At 65.8% G+C, this 15,974-nt stretch carries 14 protein-coding genes; 12 read left to right on the top strand and 2 right to left on the bottom strand.

The genetic code is table 11. The features are described from left to right. Nucleotides 1-199: 199 nt before the first annotated feature. The 4 genes from J7I92_RS08435 to J7I92_RS08420 all read left to right on the top strand — a co-directional run bounded on the left by J7I92_RS08435 (nucleotide 200) and on the right by J7I92_RS08420 (nucleotide 4,875). Entirely contained in the window at nucleotides 200-3,139 is a 2,940-nt protein-coding gene (locus tag J7I92_RS08435) for a DNA translocase FtsK (RefSeq protein ID WP_214839424.1), read from the top strand. 9 nt (nucleotides 3,140-3,148) lie between these two features. After that, nucleotides 3,149-3,790 (top strand): CDP-diacylglycerol--glycerol-3-phosphate 3-phosphatidyltransferase, encoded by a 642-nt coding sequence (gene pgsA / locus J7I92_RS08430; RefSeq protein ID WP_214839422.1) that lies wholly within the window; start codon nucleotides 3,149-3,151, stop codon nucleotides 3,788-3,790. Continuing rightward, nucleotides 3,787-4,281: a CinA family protein gene (locus J7I92_RS08425; RefSeq protein WP_214839420.1), complete on the top strand. Its 495-nt coding sequence runs from the start codon at nucleotides 3,787-3,789 to the stop codon at nucleotides 4,279-4,281. The genes pgsA and J7I92_RS08425 overlap by 4 nt, the downstream gene beginning before the upstream one ends. A 141-nt stretch (nucleotides 4,282-4,422) precedes the next feature. Further along, the gene (locus J7I92_RS08420) at nucleotides 4,423-4,875 is read left to right on the top strand and encodes a helix-turn-helix domain-containing protein (RefSeq protein ID WP_214839418.1); all 453 of its coding nucleotides are present in this window, start codon (nucleotides 4,423-4,425) and stop codon (nucleotides 4,873-4,875) included. Nucleotides 4,876-4,966: 91 nt separating this feature from the next. Here J7I92_RS08420 and J7I92_RS08415 read toward each other — a convergent pair whose 3' ends face one another. Further along, nucleotides 4,967-5,476: a MarR family winged helix-turn-helix transcriptional regulator gene (locus tag J7I92_RS08415; protein ID WP_214839416.1), complete on the bottom strand. Its 510-nt coding sequence runs from the start codon at nucleotides 5,474-5,476 to the stop codon at nucleotides 4,967-4,969. Nucleotides 5,477-5,517: 41 nt separating this feature from the next. Here J7I92_RS08415 and J7I92_RS08410 point away from each other — a divergent pair, with 41 nt between their 5' ends. From J7I92_RS08410 to dapF, 6 genes are all read left to right on the top strand, one after another. Further along, complete coding sequence (locus J7I92_RS08410; protein WP_214839414.1) at nucleotides 5,518-5,742, top strand: DUF3046 domain-containing protein; 225 nt, start codon at nucleotides 5,518-5,520, stop codon at nucleotides 5,740-5,742. Nucleotides 5,743-5,947: 205 nt separating this feature from the next. Next, nucleotides 5,948-7,000 carry a recombinase RecA gene (gene recA, locus J7I92_RS08405; RefSeq protein WP_214839412.1) on the top strand — a complete coding sequence of 351 codons (1,053 nt, stop codon included), beginning with the start codon at nucleotides 5,948-5,950 and terminating at the stop codon, nucleotides 6,998-7,000. Between the two features lie 151 nt (nucleotides 7,001-7,151). After that, on the top strand, nucleotides 7,152-7,640 hold the full coding sequence (locus J7I92_RS08400; protein WP_214840124.1) for a regulatory protein RecX: 489 nt from the start codon (nucleotides 7,152-7,154) through the stop codon (nucleotides 7,638-7,640). A gap of 17 nt (nucleotides 7,641-7,657) precedes the next feature. Beyond that, complete coding sequence (gene miaB / locus J7I92_RS08395) at nucleotides 7,658-9,232, top strand: tRNA (N6-isopentenyl adenosine(37)-C2)-methylthiotransferase MiaB (protein ID WP_214839410.1); 1,575 nt, start codon at nucleotides 7,658-7,660, stop codon at nucleotides 9,230-9,232. Between the two features lie 3 nt (nucleotides 9,233-9,235). After that, nucleotides 9,236-10,228, top strand: coding sequence for a tRNA (adenosine(37)-N6)-dimethylallyltransferase MiaA (miaA, locus tag J7I92_RS08390; RefSeq protein ID WP_214839408.1), 993 nt, complete (start codon nucleotides 9,236-9,238; stop codon nucleotides 10,226-10,228). A gap of 109 nt (nucleotides 10,229-10,337) precedes the next feature. Then, complete coding sequence (gene dapF, locus J7I92_RS08385; RefSeq protein ID WP_214839406.1) at nucleotides 10,338-11,282, top strand: diaminopimelate epimerase; 945 nt, start codon at nucleotides 10,338-10,340, stop codon at nucleotides 11,280-11,282. Here dapF and J7I92_RS08380 read toward each other — a convergent pair. Beyond that, nucleotides 11,263-11,877 (bottom strand): class I SAM-dependent methyltransferase, encoded by a 615-nt coding sequence (locus J7I92_RS08380; RefSeq protein WP_214839404.1) that lies wholly within the window; start codon nucleotides 11,875-11,877, stop codon nucleotides 11,263-11,265. The two genes, dapF and J7I92_RS08380, sit on opposite strands and share 20 nt — an antisense overlap. 433 nt (nucleotides 11,878-12,310) lie before the next feature. On the opposite strand from J7I92_RS08380, the gene hflX reads away from it, so the two are divergent. Both hflX and J7I92_RS08370 read left to right on the top strand, forming a co-directional pair. Next, on the top strand, nucleotides 12,311-13,879 hold the full coding sequence (hflX, locus tag J7I92_RS08375; protein ID WP_214839402.1) for a GTPase HflX: 1,569 nt from the start codon (nucleotides 12,311-12,313) through the stop codon (nucleotides 13,877-13,879). After that, on the top strand, nucleotides 13,872-15,941 hold the full coding sequence (locus J7I92_RS08370; RefSeq protein WP_214839400.1) for an ATP-dependent DNA helicase: 2,070 nt from the start codon (nucleotides 13,872-13,874) through the stop codon (nucleotides 15,939-15,941). The genes hflX and J7I92_RS08370 overlap by 8 nt, the downstream gene beginning before the upstream one ends. Nucleotides 15,942-15,974 lie beyond the last annotated feature (33 nt).

The raw sequence follows: 15,974 nt of genomic DNA, 5'->3' as shown, positions 1-15,974 counted from the left end.
TTGTCGGACGGGACCCTCCCCGCTGTCAGCGAGCCTTCGGGACGCTGACTGGGGGGAGGGTCCCGTTGCTGTTTCCTCGAAATCACCGGCTCGTAATCCGGCGGGGGTTCCTGCCGCGGGCTGTTCCCGTGGGCAACATGCGTCCCGGACTGCCCCGGAAATCCGGGGTTTTGGGCTGACTTCGGGTACCGTGGCGAGTATGGCGACACGTACCTCCTCCGCGCCTAGAGGCAACTCAAGCGGCAAGTCAGGCAGCTCAGCGGGCAGGGCCTCCGGCTCCGCTGCGTCCAAATCCAGCCGGACCGGGGGATCCTCAGGCACGGCACGCACCCGGCAGATGCCCGCCGTCGAAGCCCGGCAGCCGTGGCTCGTGCGGGTGGCCGCAGGTGCATGGCTCGGCATCGGCCACGTCGTCGGCGGCGGTGTCCGCCGGATCGGCCACGACGTCAGCGACCTTGCACCCGAGGACCGCCGGGACGGCGCCGCCCTGTTCAACCTCGCCCTGGGCGTGTTCGTTGCGACCTTTGCGTGGTGGGGCCTCAAGGGATGGTTCCCCGACGCGGTCTTCGCGGTGGTGAACGGCACTTTCGGCTGGATGTCCCTGCTGCTGCCCCTCATGCTCTTCGTCTGCGCCTTCCGGCTGTTCCGCCAGCCGTCGGACGGGCGCGGCAACAACCGGATCGGCATCGGCTTCCTGATCATGACCTTTGCCGGCTGCGGCCTGGCCCACATCATTGGCGGGCAGCCCACTGTTACAGATGGTTTCGACGGCCTGCGCCGGGCCGGCGGGATGCTCGGCTTCCTGGCGGCCTCGCCGTTGGCAGCCCTGCACATCGCTGTGCCCGTGGTCGTTTACGGACTGCTGGCCTTCACGTCCCTGCTGATAGTCACGGCCACTCCCTTCGGTGCGATTCCGCGGCGGATCAAGGATGCGTATGAGCACCTCATGGGCATCGACCTGCAGGAGCAGGGCGACGCCCACGACCGCAGCTACCTGTACGAAAACTCCGGCCAGGCAGCGCCCCGGAAGAAAAAGCGCAGCCGGCTATTCGGCAAGGACCCGGAAACAGACCCCCGCCTGGAAGGCTACGTGGGGGACGAGGCCTTCGAACATGCCGTGGTCGACGACGACGATGCAGCCGAAGGTGCCAAGGGCGCCAAGGGTTCCGGCCCGGCGCCCGGCGTGCGCCGGCCAACGCAGGCCGAGATCGCCGTCGAAAAGATCAAGGCAGCCCAGGGCCTGGGCTCGAAGGGCCCGGTCGCCGAGGGCGAAAACGCCACCGAAGCCATTCCCCTGGTGACCCCGGGGATGGTGGCCGCCGGTTCCCTCAACGCCGGCACAGGCGCGGCCGCCACCGGCACGGGGGCAGCAGCAGCCCCCCAGGTTCCGTCGCGGCCGGTCGCCCCGGCCCCGCTGCCCACACCCATCCCGCAACGCACGGAGCAGCTCTCGCTTGCCGGCGACGTCACCTACACCCTGCCGTCCTCGGACGTGCTGACTCCGGGCTCCATCCCCAAGGAGCGCACCGAAGCCAACGACGCCATTGTGGCGTCCCTGACGGAGACCATGAACCAGTTCAACGTCGACGCGCAGGTCACCGGCTTCAGCCGCGGACCCACCGTGACACGGTACGAAATTGAACTTTCCCCCGGTACCAAGGTGGAACGCGTCACGGCGCTGTCCAAGAACATCTCCTACGCCGTCGCCTCCAGCGACGTCCGCATCTTGAGCCCCATCCCCGGCAAGTCCGCCATCGGCATTGAGATTCCCAACACGGACCGCGAGACTGTCTCGCTCGGCGATGTGCTCCGCAGCCAGAACGCCCGCCGGACGGACCACCCCATGGTGATGGGTGTGGGCAAGGACGTCGAGGGCGGCTACGTCGTGGCCAACCTCGCCAAGATGCCCCACCTGCTGGTGGCCGGCGCCACCGGTGCCGGTAAGTCGTCCTTCGTGAACTCCATGATCACCTCCATCCTGATGCGCGCCACCCCGGACGAGGTCCGCATGGTCATGGTGGACCCCAAGCGCGTGGAACTCACGGCGTACGAAGGTGTCCCGCACCTGATCACGCCCATCATCACCAACCCCAAGAAAGCCGCCGAGGCCCTGCAGTGGGTGGTCCGCGAAATGGACGCCCGCTATGACGACCTCGCCAACTACGGCTTCAAGCACATTGACGACTTCAACAAAGCGGTCCGGGCCGGCAAGGTCCACCCGCCCGTTGATTCGAAGCGTGTCATCCGTCCGTACCCGTACCTGCTGGTGATCGTAGACGAACTCGCCGACCTCATGATGGTGGCGCCCCGCGACGTCGAAGATTCCATTGTCCGGATCACGCAGCTCGCCCGTGCCGCCGGCATCCACCTGGTCCTGGCCACCCAGCGGCCGTCCGTGGACGTTGTCACCGGCCTGATCAAGGCCAACGTCCCGTCCCGCATGGCCTTCGCGACCTCCTCGGTCACCGACTCCCGCGTGGTCCTGGACCAGCCCGGCGCCGAAAAGCTCATCGGCCAGGGTGACGCCCTCTTCCTGCCCATGGGCGCGTCCAAGGCCATGCGTGTCCAGGGTGCCTGGGTCACGGAATCGGAAATCCACAAGGTCGTCGAGCACGTCAAGGGCCAGCTGAAGGCCGTCTACCGCGACGACGTCGCCGCTGAGGCGCCGAAGAAGCAGATCGACGACGACATCGGGGACGACCTCGAAGTCCTCCTGCAGGCCACCGAACTCGTGGTCACCACACAGTTCGGCTCCACGTCGATGCTGCAGCGCAAGCTGCGGGTCGGGTTCGCCAAGGCCGGCCGCCTCATGGACCTGCTCGAATCCAGGGGAGTGGTGGGCCCGTCCGAGGGTTCGAAGGCGCGCGACGTCCTGGTGAAGCCGGACGACCTTGCCACGGTCCTCGCCGCCATGAAGGGCCAGGAAGCTCCGGCGTCGGCGGATTCGCAGACCGCCGCGCTGAGTGACAACGCCAACGCCAACATCGCCCAGGGCGGCTATGCCGAGGACCTGGTCGCCGCAGACCTGGACAACCGCGCGCAGAAGGCCGAATACTACGACGGCGCCGACGGCGGCTCCGGAGGCTACGGTGATGACGACGACGGCTCCGAGGACGCCTGGTCGCTCACCGGACGGTAGCCTAGGAGGGTGACTAGCACTGAAGCCAACAGCTCAGGCTCCGCCTCCGGGATCTGGAACCTTCCGAACATCCTGACAATGCTGCGGATTGTTATGGTGCCGTTCTTCGTCTGGTTCCTCCTGGCCGACGCCCCGGGCCTGGACAGCCAAAACGGCATCTGGCGCTGGGCCGCTGCCTTGACGTTCGCCGTCGCGATCTATACGGACAAGCTCGACGGCGACATCGCCCGCAGCAGAGGGCTCATCACCAACTTCGGCAAGATCGCCGATCCCATCGCGGACAAACTGCTGACCGGCTCCGCCTTGGTCATGCTCTCCCTCCTCAGCGAGCTGCCCTGGTGGATCACCCTCCTGATCCTGGTCCGGGAATGGGGCATCACGGCACTGCGGTTCTTCGTCATCCGCTATGGCGTCATCCCGGCGTCGCGGGGCGGGAAACTAAAGACCGTGGTGCAGACCGTGGCGATCATGCTGTACGTGGTCCCGCTCGCATCGCTGGCCCCGTGGCTTGGGGTGCTGGCCTTCGTGGTGATGCTGGCCGCCGTGGCCATTACCGTCTGGACCGGCGTCGAGTATGTAGTTGAAGCACTCAAACTGCGGGCGAGCGGACGTCGTGCCGCCAGCCAGCGTGTCCAGGGAGAAATGCCGTGAGCAATCTGCACCGCATCGCCGAACAGGCAGTTGCCGGCGCCATTTCGCGCGGACTGACCGTCGCCACCGCTGAGTCGCTGACAGCGGGCATGGTGACGGCCGTGCTTGCCGACACGCCCGGTGCCTCGGGGATGCTCCAGGGCGGCGTGGTTTCCTACCAGAACTCAGTCAAGGCAGACGTCCTGGACGTGCCCCGCGAACTGCTCGACGCCGTCGGATCGGTCGATGCGGACGTCGCCGCAGCCATGGCGGCGGGAGCACGGCGGGTCTGCGGGGCAGACATCGGGGTGGCCACCACCGGCGTCGCCGGACCGGAACCGCACGACGGCAAACCCGTGGGAACAGTCTTCGTCGGCCTCGCCACCGCGGAGGGCACGACGTCGTTCGGTTACGTTTTCGAGGGGAACCGCGCCGACATCCGTGGCCAGGCCTGCGCGGCCGCTTTGGAGCGGCTGCTGGAAGCCCTATCTTTCGAGGCTTACCCGGCGTAAAGTTGCCGGGAACAAAATTTGATTCCTAATAGTTGTTACATTGTGTCGCTTCCGAATCATGGAGGCGCCTAGGATGAGTAAATAATTATGGTTCGCCTGAATGAAGGCGCACCTGACGTACGAGGGAGCAAGGCGATACAGATGGTAAAGCAGCCCGTATCCGTAAACGGCGTTGTCCGCTGGAAGGATGTGGGCCTCGCCGATCAGGCAAAGAGCGAACAGAAGGAGCGCAAGATGGTAGTACTTCGTCACGAAATCGGTGATGTTCTGCGCGACGTTCGCCAGCGTCAAGGCCGAACCCTCCGCGAAGTTTCACACAGTGCCAGGGTTTCCCTGGGTTACCTCAGTGAAGTGGAGCGCGGCCAGAAGGAAGCCTCTTCGGAGCTGCTGTCTTCGATCTGCTCGGCCCTGGACGTTCCGTTGTCCAGCATGCTCCGCGAAGTCAGCGACCGCGTTGCCGTCGCTGAGGGCGTTGCTGTTCCGGACACCGTTCCGCAGGAATTCTCGCAGCGCTACGGCCGCGACCTTGACCGCGAACTCAATACTGAACTGTCTGACGAACTGACCAAGGGGATGCTCTCGGGCGCCCGCTGACCAACGTACGTCAGGACTACTGGGCTTTTCCAGACCCAAGCGAAGGGCCGCCGGCTACGCCGGCGGCCCTTCGTCGTTCCACGCTCAGGCCCTATTTGAGTTCGTCCTTTGGAAAGCCGTCCCGTTCGTAGGTCGCATTGAGCTTGGCCATGTAGGTGGCAAGGGTCTGCAGTTCCTCCACCGGCCATTCGCCCAGCCGCTCCCGGAAGACTTCGCGGCGGGCGTCCTGCACCTGGTGCATCTTCTCCTCGCCTTTGGCAGTCAGCCGGATGGTCTGGGCACGGCCGTCAAGGGGGTCGGCTTCCTTCGACACCAGGCCGATGCTCTCGAGGAAAGCAATCTGCCGGCTGACCGAGGGCTTGCCGACGCCGATGCAGGACGCCAGCTCCGTAAGCCTGATGGGGCCTTCCCGGCGGATGACTGTCAGGAGCCCGTAGGCGGCGGGCTCCATGTCAGGGTGGACTTCCCGCGACAGCTGCTGGGAAAGGGAGCGGCCGCGGCGCCAGAACAGACTGATCTGGTGCTCCACGGTCCTCAGGGCCGCGTCGACGCTGTTTTCGGTGGACCCGGAAGGATCGGGTTCCACAGTGGGGTTGCTCATGGCAACCATTCTATTGGCCGCAGGCGTGAGAGACTTTATCGGTGAGAATCAGCGACTTTTGGCGGCTAATGGACGATGAGTTCGGCGCGGGCTACTCCCGCGTCCTCAGCAGTTCTCTGGTGCTGGCAGGCGTCGGCGGCCGGACCGCGGACCAGGCGCTGGCAGCAGGAGTTCCGCCGCGGCAGGTCTGGCTGGCAGTGTGCGACGTGCAGGATGTCCCGGCGGAGCGCCGGCTGGGCAAGGACGTCAAGCCCACGCGAAACTGAACCGGCCTGCGGAACTTGCGCCGGCATCTGACACGCCGAGCGATTGTTCGAATATCTGTTCGGGTCGGGCTATGCTTTTTCCAGGCAGTTTTCCACATGCGCAATGTCATCCGGCAGGAATGTCGGTGGGTGCCGTTAGCGTCGGTGATGACAGATAAAGGGCCGCTGAGGCCACTCCACAGCGAGAAAATTAGAGGTGTGAACCATGGCGGCAGCCCCGGATCGTGAAAAAGCGCTGGAAGCAGCGCTTGCGCAGATTGACAAGCAGTTCGGCAAAGGCTCCGTTATGCGGCTGGGCGATGAAGTACGTGCGCCCATCGAAGTAATCCCGACAGGCTCCATCGCACTGGATGTCGCGCTCGGAATTGGCGGCCTGCCGCGTGGCCGCATAGTGGAAATCTACGGCCCGGAATCGTCGGGTAAGACCACCGTTGCGCTGCATGCCGTCGCAAACGCCCAGCGCCAAGGCGGCATTGCCGCCTTCATCGACGCCGAGCACGCCTTGGATCCGGAATACGCGGCCAAGCTGGGTGTCGATACCGACGCGCTGCTGGTGTCCCAGCCGGACACCGGCGAGCAGGCGCTGGAAATCATGGACATGCTGATCGGCTCGGGGTCCCTCGATGTCATCGTTATTGACTCCGTGGCAGCCCTTGTTCCCCGCGCTGAAATCGAAGGCGACATGGGCGACAGCCACGTTGGCCTTCAGGCCCGCCTGATGAGCCAGGCGCTGCGAAAGATCACCGGACGCCTGAGCCAGACCAAGACGACGGCCATCTTCATCAACCAGCTCCGCGAGAAGATCGGTGTGTTCTTCGGCTCACCCGAAACCACCACCGGTGGTAAGGCCCTGAAGTTCTACGCCTCCGTCCGCATTGACGTCCGCCGCATCCAGACGCTGAAGGAAGGCGCTGACTCGGTAGGCAACCGGACCAAGGCCAAGATCGTCAAGAACAAGATGGCCCCGCCCTTCAAGATCGCCGAATTCGACATCATCTACGGCCAAGGCATCTCCCGCGAGGGTGGCATCATCGACATGGGCGTGGAGCATGGCCTGATCAAGAAGTCCGGGTCGTGGTTCACCTACGACGGTGACCAGCTTGGCCAGGGCATGGAGAATTCCCGCCGGTTCCTGCGCGACAACCCGGAGCTGGCGGCCGAACTCGAACGCCTCATCAAGGAGAAGCTCGGCGTTGGCGTCAAGCCTGCCGCAGAAACCGAGGCATCGCCGAAGCTCAAGGCCGTTGACGGTTTCTAGGGGATCCCAGCGGCGGGGGCCAGGATTCCAGTCCCGGAATCCTGGCCCGCCTGCGTTCGGCGGCAGCGAGGAGGCCGTGGCCATTCCGGCCGGGGCCGCGTTTACCCCGCATCGGCAGACGGAACAGGACGCTGAACCGGATCCGGCCTCGGTGGCCCGGAGCATCGTTCTCCGGCAGCTGACCAGTTCGCCCAAAAGCAGGCTGCAGCTGGCCCGCAAGCTCGCCGAACGCAACGTCCCGGAGGAGGTGGCGGAGACCGTGCTGGACCGCTTCGAAGAAGTCCGGCTCGTGGATGACGCCGAGTTCGCCGACATGTGGGTGCGAAGCCGGTCGCAGAACCGGAAGCTCGCCAAGGGCGCGCTGCGGCGCGAGCTTGCGGACAAGGGCATCCAACCGGAAGTTGCCGCCAAGGCCCTGGAGCAGCTCAGTGACGAAGCGGAGGAATCCGCGGCCCGTGAGCTCGTCCAGCGCAAGCTAAAAGGCACAGTGGACCTCACCGACCGCGCCGAGCGGGACAAAGTCACCCGCAGGCTCGCGTCCATGCTGGCCCGGAAGGGATACCAGCCGTCACAGGCCTTCCGGATTGTGGGGGAGGTCCTCGAAAGCGCAACCGGGGAACGGGCGGAAGAATTCCTGTGAACCGGTACCCTTAACAGGTGAGTTTGACCATCCCCTCCCCAGAGTCCGGCCCTGATTCTTCCGCCAGCACGGACCCCGTGCCCGGTGCTGTGCCTGCAGCCGCAGAGCGCCGCACCTACCAGGTGCGGACCTTCGGCTGCCAGATGAACGTGCACGATTCCGAGCGCATGGCCGGCATGCTGGAAGGCGCCGGCTACGTCCCGGCTGCAGGCGAGCACGCCGACGTCGTGGTGTTCAACACCTGCGCTGTGCGTGAGAACGCCGACAACAAGCTCTATGGCAACCTCGGAATGCTGGCGCCGGTCAAGGCAGCGAACCCCGGCATGCAGATCGCTGTGGGCGGCTGCCTAGCCCAGAAGGACCGCGAAACCATCCTGAAAAAGGCGCCCTGGGTCGATGCGGTCTTTGGCACCCACAACGTTGGAGCGCTGCCGGCCCTCCTCGACCGGGCCCGGCACAACAACGAGGCCCAGCTGGAGATCCTCGAGTCCCTGGATGTGTTCCCGTCCACCCTTCCCACGAAGCGCGATTCCGTGTATTCGGGCTGGGTGTCGATTTCGGTGGGCTGCAACAACACCTGCACGTTCTGCATCGTTCCTGCCCTGCGCGGCAAGGAGAAGGACCGCCGGCCCGGCGACATCCTCGCCGAAATCCAGGCACTGGTAGACGACGGCGCCATCGAAGTGACCCTCCTGGGCCAGAACGTGAACTCCTACGGCGTCGAATTCGGCGACCGTCAGGCGTTCTCCAAGCTGCTGCGCGCCTGCGGAGAAATCGAAGGACTGGAGCGGGTCCGGTTCACCAGCCCGCACCCTGCAGCCTTTACTGACGACGTCATCGATGCCATGGCCGAAACCCCGAACGTGATGCCGCAGCTCCACATGCCGCTGCAATCGGGGTCGGACAAGGTCCTGAAGGACATGAGGCGCTCCTACCGCTCCACCAAGTTCCTCGGCATCCTGGACAAGGTCCGGGAGCGGATTCCGCACGCCGCCATCTCCACGGACATCATCGTCGGCTTCCCCGGCGAAACCGAAGAGGACTTCCAAGCCACCCTGGACGTCGTCGAGAAATCCCGCTTCGCCACGGCCTTCACCTTCCAGTACTCCAAACGCCCCGGCACCCCGGCGGCGGACCTGCCCGACCAGCTCCCGAAAGCCGTAGTCCAGGAACGCTTTGAGCGGCTGACTGCCCTGCAGGACCGGATCGCAGCGGAGGAGAACGCCCGTCAGCTGGGCCGCCGCGTTGAAGTCATGGTCACGGCCCAGTCGGGACGCAAAGCGGAAGAAACACACCGGCTGTCGGGCCGCTCGCAGGACCAGCGCCTGGTGCATTTCTCGGTCCCGGAGGGCGCGGAAACGCCCCGTCCCGGCGACCTTGTGACGGTCACCATCACCGAAGCCGCGGCGTTCCACCTGGTTGCCGACCCTGCCACTGCGGCCGACTACGTCCTGCGCCGCTCGCGTGCCGGAGACGCCTGGGACAGGTCCCAGGCGGACTCCTGCGGTGCACCGGGGCCGGGCACCACCGCCGGTAAGAGCGGGAGCGGAGTGTCCCTGGGCATGCCCGCACTCCCCGTCCGCCGCAGCTAGGCAATGCGCGACCCCCAGGGCAGCGGGCAGGAAAGCTCGCCCGAAAGCGGGCAGGAAAGCAGGCAGGACGACCGGCTGCCAACCGCCCGCGGAGCTGACGTTGGTCAGCCTCCCGTCATCGCCGTGGTTGGACCCACCGGGTCCGGCAAGTCGGACCTCGCCGTGGCCCTGGCGCTGGAACTCGACGGCGAAGTGATCAACGCAGATGCCATGCAGTTCTACCGGGGCATGGACATCGGTACGGCCAAGATCACCGCGGGGGAGCGCAGGGGAGTTCCGCATCACCTGCTGGACACCCTTGATGTCACCGAAGAAGCCAGCGTTTCCGATTTCCAACGGGAGGCACGGGCGGCCGTCGCGGAAATCCACGCCCGCGATAAGCGCGCCATCCTCGTTGGCGGCTCCGGACTGTACGTCCGGGCTGCCCTCGACGTTTTGGAGTTTCCCGGGACGGATCCCGAGATCCGCCGCCGCCTCGAAGCCGAGCTTGAGAAGGCCGGACTGGCCCCGCTGCGGGCAAGGCTCGAGGCCGAGGACCCGGTATCCGCCGCCCGCCTGGGTGACGCCCGCAGGGTCATCCGCGCGCTGGAGGTGTTCGAGCTGACGGGCCGCCCGTTCAGCTCCTTCATGCCGGTCAGGGAGTACTTCCAGCCGGCTGTGCAGATAGGGCTCGAGGTGGACCGCGAGCTCCTCAAGGACAGGCTGGCGCAGCGCGTCCACAGCATGGTCGCCCACGGCCTCCAGGAGGAAGTGCAGCGGCTGGACGCCACAGGCCTGCGTCAGGGCAAAACGGCGTCCCGGGCGCTGGGCTACTCCCAGTTCCTCAAAGTCCTCGACGGCGAGTGGGACGTTCAGCAAGCCGCGGAAGACACCATCGCCGCCACGCGGAAATTCGCCAGGCGGCAGCTCACGTGGTTCCGGGCGGATCCTCGCATCACCTGGCTGGACTGGCAGGATCCCGGACTCGTGGCCAAAGCCGTGGCACTCTGCCGCTGATCCACGTTTGCTGAGCCCGCCTGCGTGAACCAGCAGGCGGGGAGAACATCCCGCGGGGAGAACGCCCGCGGTTTTCCAGCCCGTCCTGCCATGACGGTAACCTTGGAGCATGGAAGAAACCCTTGCCCCGACCCCGGGCCACACACTCCAGAGTCTGAGCGGTCTGGCCTTCTCCAAGGGCCACGGCACCGGCAACGACTTTGTGCTCGTCGCGGACCCGTCGGGCGAATGGCCGATTGCCCCGGAGCAAGTCGCTGAACTCTGCGACCGACACCGGGGCATCGGCGGGGACGGACTCATCCGTGCCGTACCTTCGCGCTATCTCCCCGAAGGGCGGGAACTGCAGGCCGTCCATCCCGGCGCGGAGTGGTTCATGGACTACCGCAACGGCGACGGCTCGCTGTCCGAAATGTGCGGCAACGGGGTGCGCGTGTTCGTGCACTTCCTTATATCCGAAGGCCTGGTCCGGCTCGGCGCCGGCGAGTCATTGGTCATTGGCACCCGGGGCGGCGTCAAAACTGTGGTGCGGACCGAGACCGGCTACGCCGTGGACATGGGACCCTGGGAATTCATCTTCCCCGGTGAGGCCACCGCCCGGGCCATGGACTCGCTGGTGACCGTTGACGGCCTGGAAGTACCGCGCCCGGCGCTGTCCGTCAGCATGGGAAACCCGCACACGGTAGTGGCACTGGCAGAGCTGGCCGAGCTTGAGGCAACCCAGCTTTTCAAGGCGCCCCACGTGGACCCGAAGCCCGCCAACGGCACCAACGTGGAGTTCGTCGTCCCGTCCGAGCCGCTGGTTCACGCCGGCGTCGGAACGATTACCATGCGCGTCCACGAACGCGGCGTGGGGGAGACCCAGTCCTGCGGCACCGGTGCCTGCGCGGCGGCCGTAGCGATCCGTCACTGGGCCGGCCAGGGCGCGCCGGACACCTGGAACGTCAAGGTGCCCGGCGGCGTCGTCGGCGTGAAGTTTTTCGCGGGGCCGGAAGGCCACGAACATGTGGAGCTCAGCGGGCCGGCCGTGATCGTGGCTAGTGGGACGCTTTCCTGACGCGAAGGATCCTGAACGACTTCGACGTGCTCTCGCGGGTCACCGTAAAACTGCTGTCCAGTCCGGTCCCCAGCCAGCGCTGGAGGGAATCCGAACCCAGGTTTTTTTGAACCACCAGCCAGGCGGACCCGCCGGGGGCCAGGCGGGGCAGCCACAGGAGCAGCAGGGAGTGTAGCTCGTCCTTGCCGATCCGGATGGGGGGATTGGACCAGATCGTGTCGAACCGGAGGTCCGGGTCGACATCCTCGGGCCGGCGGGCCGTGACGTTCTTCAGCCCCAGCAGTACGGCGTTTTCGTTGGTCAGCGTCACGCACCGTTCGTTCACATCCACCGCGTAGACATGCGCGTGGGGCGCCCGGAGCGCCATCGTCAGGGCGATCGGGCCCCAGCCGCAGCCAATGTCCAGCAGGTTGCCCTGCGGTGAAGGGGCCGGGACGTCGGCCAGCAGCACGGCCGTTCCCTTGTCAATGCCGTCCGGGCTGAAGATGCCGGAGGAGGTCTGCAGCCGTCGGGTTTCACCGGCAAGTTCCACGGTAAGCGGCTTGCGGGTGAACGGCCCGGCAGGCTGGGCGCTGAAATAGTGTGCAGACTCCATAACTCGCCAGACTAGTTGCCCCGGGCACGGATGGGAAACGGGGTTGCGGACGGGAGCTTGCGACCGGTCTGCTACGATTTAATCCATGTTCTTGATCTTCGAGTAGCCGGCACGGGCCGTAGCCCGTCCCGCAGCGACGCAGGTATTCACCTTCCGCTCAGTGCGCCGTCCCGCCGTGATTGTCCGGCCGACGTGCCGCCCGTACTACTTGGAGTCCAGCAATGCTGATCATCTGAACCCTGTCATCCAAACCCGTGTCGTCTTGACCATGCCCGCCGTGGAATCTGCTCACACCAGTACCGCCGCCCGCTGCCCGGCAGCCGCCGGCACCCCAGGAGCCCGAATGACCAATAGTCGTCAGCCCAGCGCGAATACCGCCCCGCAGACAAGCAATCAGCATTATTCTGAAAGTGTCGAATCTTCAAAGGAGAACATGACCAACCAGCCCAATACCGGATCAGATTCAGCCTCCCAGGACATGAGCCCTGAGGAAATCCAGGCTGTCATCGACCGGATTCTGTCCAAGGATGTACCGGCCCGCCCCGTCAAATCAGCCTCCGAGGATTCGCGGGGAGTTTTGGGTTCGGCCCAGGCGATTTCACGCCAGGACAGCGAACACAGCATCTTCGACGGCGACCAGCAGGACCTCGAAGAACGCCGGGCCCTGCGCCGCACGGCAGGCCTCTCCACCGAACTTGAAGACGTCACCGAAGTTGAATACCGCCAGTTGCGCCTTGAGCGCGTGGTCCTGGCCGGTCTTTGGTCCGAAGGGACCCTGGCGGACGCCGAGAACTCGCTTCGTGAACTCGCCGCCCTTGCCGAAACGGCCGGCTCGGAAGTTCTCGACGGCCTGGTCCAGCGCCGGGCCAAGCCCGACCCCGGAACATTCCTCGGTGCCGGCAAGGCCTTGGAGCTCAAGGACATCGTGATGTCCACCGGGGCCGATACCGTGGTGGTGGATGCGGAACTGGCACCGTCACAGCGGCGTGGCCTGGAAGACATCGTGAAGGTCAAGGTTATTGACCGCACGGCCCTGATCCTGGACATCTTCGCCCAGCATGCCAAGAGCCGCGAGGGCAAGGCACAGGTTGAGCTGGCGCAGCTCGAGTACCTGCTTCCGCGACTGCGTGGCTGGGGCGAATCCATGTCCCGCCAGGCCGGTGGCCAGGTCGGCGGTGCCGGTGCCGGCATGGGTTCCCGTGGCCCCGGTGAAACCAAGATCGAACTGGACCGGCGCCGGATCCGGACCCGGATGGCCAAACTGCGGCGGGAAATCGCCGCGATGAAGCCGGCGCGGGAAACCAAACGGGCCAACCGCCGTCGTAATTCCGTGCCTTCGGTTGCCATTGCCGGGTACACCAACGCCGGAAAGTCCTCGCTGCTGAACCGGCTGACCGATGCGGGGGTCCTGGTGGAGAACGCCCTGTTCGCAACGCTGGACCCCACCGTCCGCAAGGCGGAAACCGCGGACGGCCTGGGCTACACCCTGGCCGACACCGTCGGCTTTGTCCGCTCCCTGCCCACCCAGCTGGTGGAAGCCTTCCGTTCCACCCTGGAGGAAGTGGCAGATTCGGACCTGATCCTGCACGTGGTGGACGTTTCGCATCCCGATCCGGAGGGCCAGATCGCCGCTGTCCGTTCCGTGTTCAGCGAAGTGGATGCACGCAAGGTGCCGGAAATCATCGTGCTGAACAAGGCCGACGCCGCCGACCCCTTCGTGGTGGAGCGCCTGAAGCAGCGCGAACCCCGCCACGTGGTGGTTTCTGCGCGGACTGGCCAGGGTATTGCTGAGCTCCTGAAAGCGATCAGCGATTCCATCCCGCGGCCGAGCGTCAAGATGGAACTGCTGATCCCGTACAACCGCGGAGACCTGATCAGCAAACTCCACGAAGCGGACGCCGAGATCCTTCGCCTGGAACATGAGGAGGAAGGCACCCGTGCCCTCGTCATGGTGCGCGAGGGGCTCGCCGCTGAACTGGAATCCTTCATCAGCGATGTCTAAATCCGGGGCTGGAGAGACCATCGGCTCGTCCGGCGAGCAGTTTGTCATCGAACTGCTCGACCGGGCAGTGTCCGGCATGGGCGGACAGAGCCGCAGTGGCCAGCACGAGATGGCCCGGCAGGTGGCGCGCGCTATTGACAGCGGCGACCACCTGCTGGTCCAGGCCGGAACCGGCACTGGAAAGTCCCTGGCGTACCTGATTCCGCTGATCGCGCATTCCCTGGTCAGCGACAAACCCACCCTGGTGTCGACCGCCACGTTGGCCTTGCAGACCCAGATCGTGGGCAGGGACCTCCCCAGGCTCCTGGAGACCATCACGCCGGCGCTGGACCGCCCCGTCAAGGTCGCCTTGGTGAAGGGCAGGGCCAACTACGTCTGCCGCCACAAGCTGGAAGGCGGCTTTCCTTCGGAGGAACCCTCGGAGGGCCAGCTCTTTTCCCTCGGCGAGGACACCAGCGTCCCGCATTTTGCCGCGTCATTGGGCGGCCCGGCGTCGCAGCTGGGCAAGGAAGTGGTCCGGCTCCGCGAGTGGGCAGAGAAGACGGCCACCGGGGACCGGGACGAGCTTATGCCGGGGGTGACGGACCGTGCCTGGCGGCAGGTCTCGGTCACCTCCATGGAATGCCTGGGCGCGCAAAAATGCCCCATGGCCGCGGAATGCTTCAGCGAACTCGCCCGGCATGACGCCGCAGAGGCCGATGTTGTGGTGACCAACCACGCCATGCTCGCCGTCAGTGCCTTCGAAGGACTGGCAGTCCTGCCGGAATACGACGTTGTGGTGGTGGACGAGGCCCACGAGCTTCAGGACAGGGTGACCGGAGCAGTCTCCGGCCAGCTGTCAGTCGCCATGGTCCACGCCGCCGCGTCGGGCGCACGCAAACACACGGGGATCACCGTTGATGCACTCACCAACGCCGCAGCGAACCTTGAACTGGCCATCGCCGGTGTCCCCAGCGGGCTGTTGCCGAATGGACTGAATGACGAACAGCTCGACTGTGTGGACCAGCTCCGCGAAGCCTGCCGTGCGGCATTGTCGGACTCCAAGGGGGACAGTTCGGGAACGGCCGACGGCGGCAGGCAGCTTGCGAGGTCGCGCCTCCTGGTCATCCTGGAGCTGTGTGAACGGCTCATCGCGGCACGGGACAACCGGGAAGTGGTCTGGTTCTCCCGCAACAGCACCTTTGATCCGCAGCAGGGCTACTCGCAGCCGGACGACGGGGCACCTGCACTGATCAACATCGCCCCGCTCAGCGTCGCCGGCAAACTCCGCGACGGACTTTTTGCCGGGCATACCGTGGTGCTTACCTCGGCAACGCTCGCAATAGGTTCCGCCTTCGAACCGGCCGCGGGAGGCCTGGGGCTGGTGGGGCCGGGTGCGCCCAGCTGGACGGGCGTGGACGTCGGATCCCCGTTCGACTATCCGAAGCAGGGGATCCTCTACGTAGCCAGCCACCTGCCGAAACCAGGCCGCGGGACATCCCCGCAAGCTCTGGACGAGCTGGAGAAACTTATTCGGGCATCGGGCGGCGGGGCACTGTGCCTCTTCTCCTCGCGGCGGGCCGCGGAGGAGGCGGCAGAGGCCATGCGGCCGCGCCTGGACGTGAACATTCTGTGCCAGGGTGAATCCACCATGACCGCCCTGGTGCGCCAGTTTGCGGACGAACCGGACACCTGCCTGTTCGGCACCATGTCCCTTTGGCAGGGCGTCGATGTTCCCGGCGGCTCATGCAGGCTGGTGGTGATCGACCGGATTCCGTTCCCCAGGCCGGATGATCCCCTGATGACTGCACGCTCCCGGGCCGTTGCCCAGGCGGGGGGCAACGGATTCATGTCGGTGTCGGCGACCCATGCCGCGATCCGGCTGGCCCAGGGTGCCGGGCGGCTGATCCGTTCCACGGCGGACAAGGGCGTTGTTGCGGTCCTAGACTCGCGGCTGTCCACGGAACGCTATGGAGGCTTCCTGCGGGCCGCCCTCCCGCCATTTTGGCCCACCACGGATCCTGCGATCGCGGTGGCGGCGCTGGCACGGTTGGCCAAGGAACCGGCGAAAGCTGCCGGCTGACGCTGACGCGTTTTCCGGCGGGCTTTCTGTGCC

It is taken from the genome of Arthrobacter sp. ISL-72 (assembly GCF_018613755.1).
Classification (GTDB): Bacteria; Actinomycetota; Actinomycetes; order Actinomycetales; family Micrococcaceae; genus Arthrobacter.
Note: the sequence above shows the minus strand (reverse complement) of the source record. Positions and strands in the feature narration are given on the sequence as shown.

Bases quoted from the DNA above. Each gene is read 5' to 3' on its own strand.
- J7I92_RS08420 (WP_214839418.1), top strand. From the start codon at position 4,423: ATGGTAAAGCAGCCCGTATCCGTAAACGGCGTTGTCCGCTGGAAGGAT.
- dapF (WP_214839406.1), top strand. From the start codon at position 10,338: ATGGAAGAAACCCTTGCCCCGACCCCGGGCCACACACTCCAGAGTCTG.
- J7I92_RS08380 (WP_214839404.1), bottom strand. From the start codon at position 11,877: ATGGAGTCTGCACACTATTTCAGCGCCCAGCCTGCCGGGCCGTTCACC.
- miaA (WP_214839408.1), top strand. From the start codon at position 9,236: ATGCGCGACCCCCAGGGCAGCGGGCAGGAAAGCTCGCCCGAAAGCGGG.
- J7I92_RS08415 (WP_214839416.1), bottom strand. From the start codon at position 5,476: ATGAGCAACCCCACTGTGGAACCCGATCCTTCCGGGTCCACCGAAAAC.
- J7I92_RS08435 (WP_214839424.1), top strand. From the start codon at position 200: ATGGCGACACGTACCTCCTCCGCGCCTAGAGGCAACTCAAGCGGCAAG.
- J7I92_RS08370 (WP_214839400.1), top strand. From the start codon at position 13,872: ATGTCTAAATCCGGGGCTGGAGAGACCATCGGCTCGTCCGGCGAGCAG.
- recA (WP_214839412.1), top strand. From the start codon at position 5,948: ATGGCGGCAGCCCCGGATCGTGAAAAAGCGCTGGAAGCAGCGCTTGCG.
- hflX (WP_214839402.1), top strand. From the start codon at position 12,311: ATGACCAACCAGCCCAATACCGGATCAGATTCAGCCTCCCAGGACATG.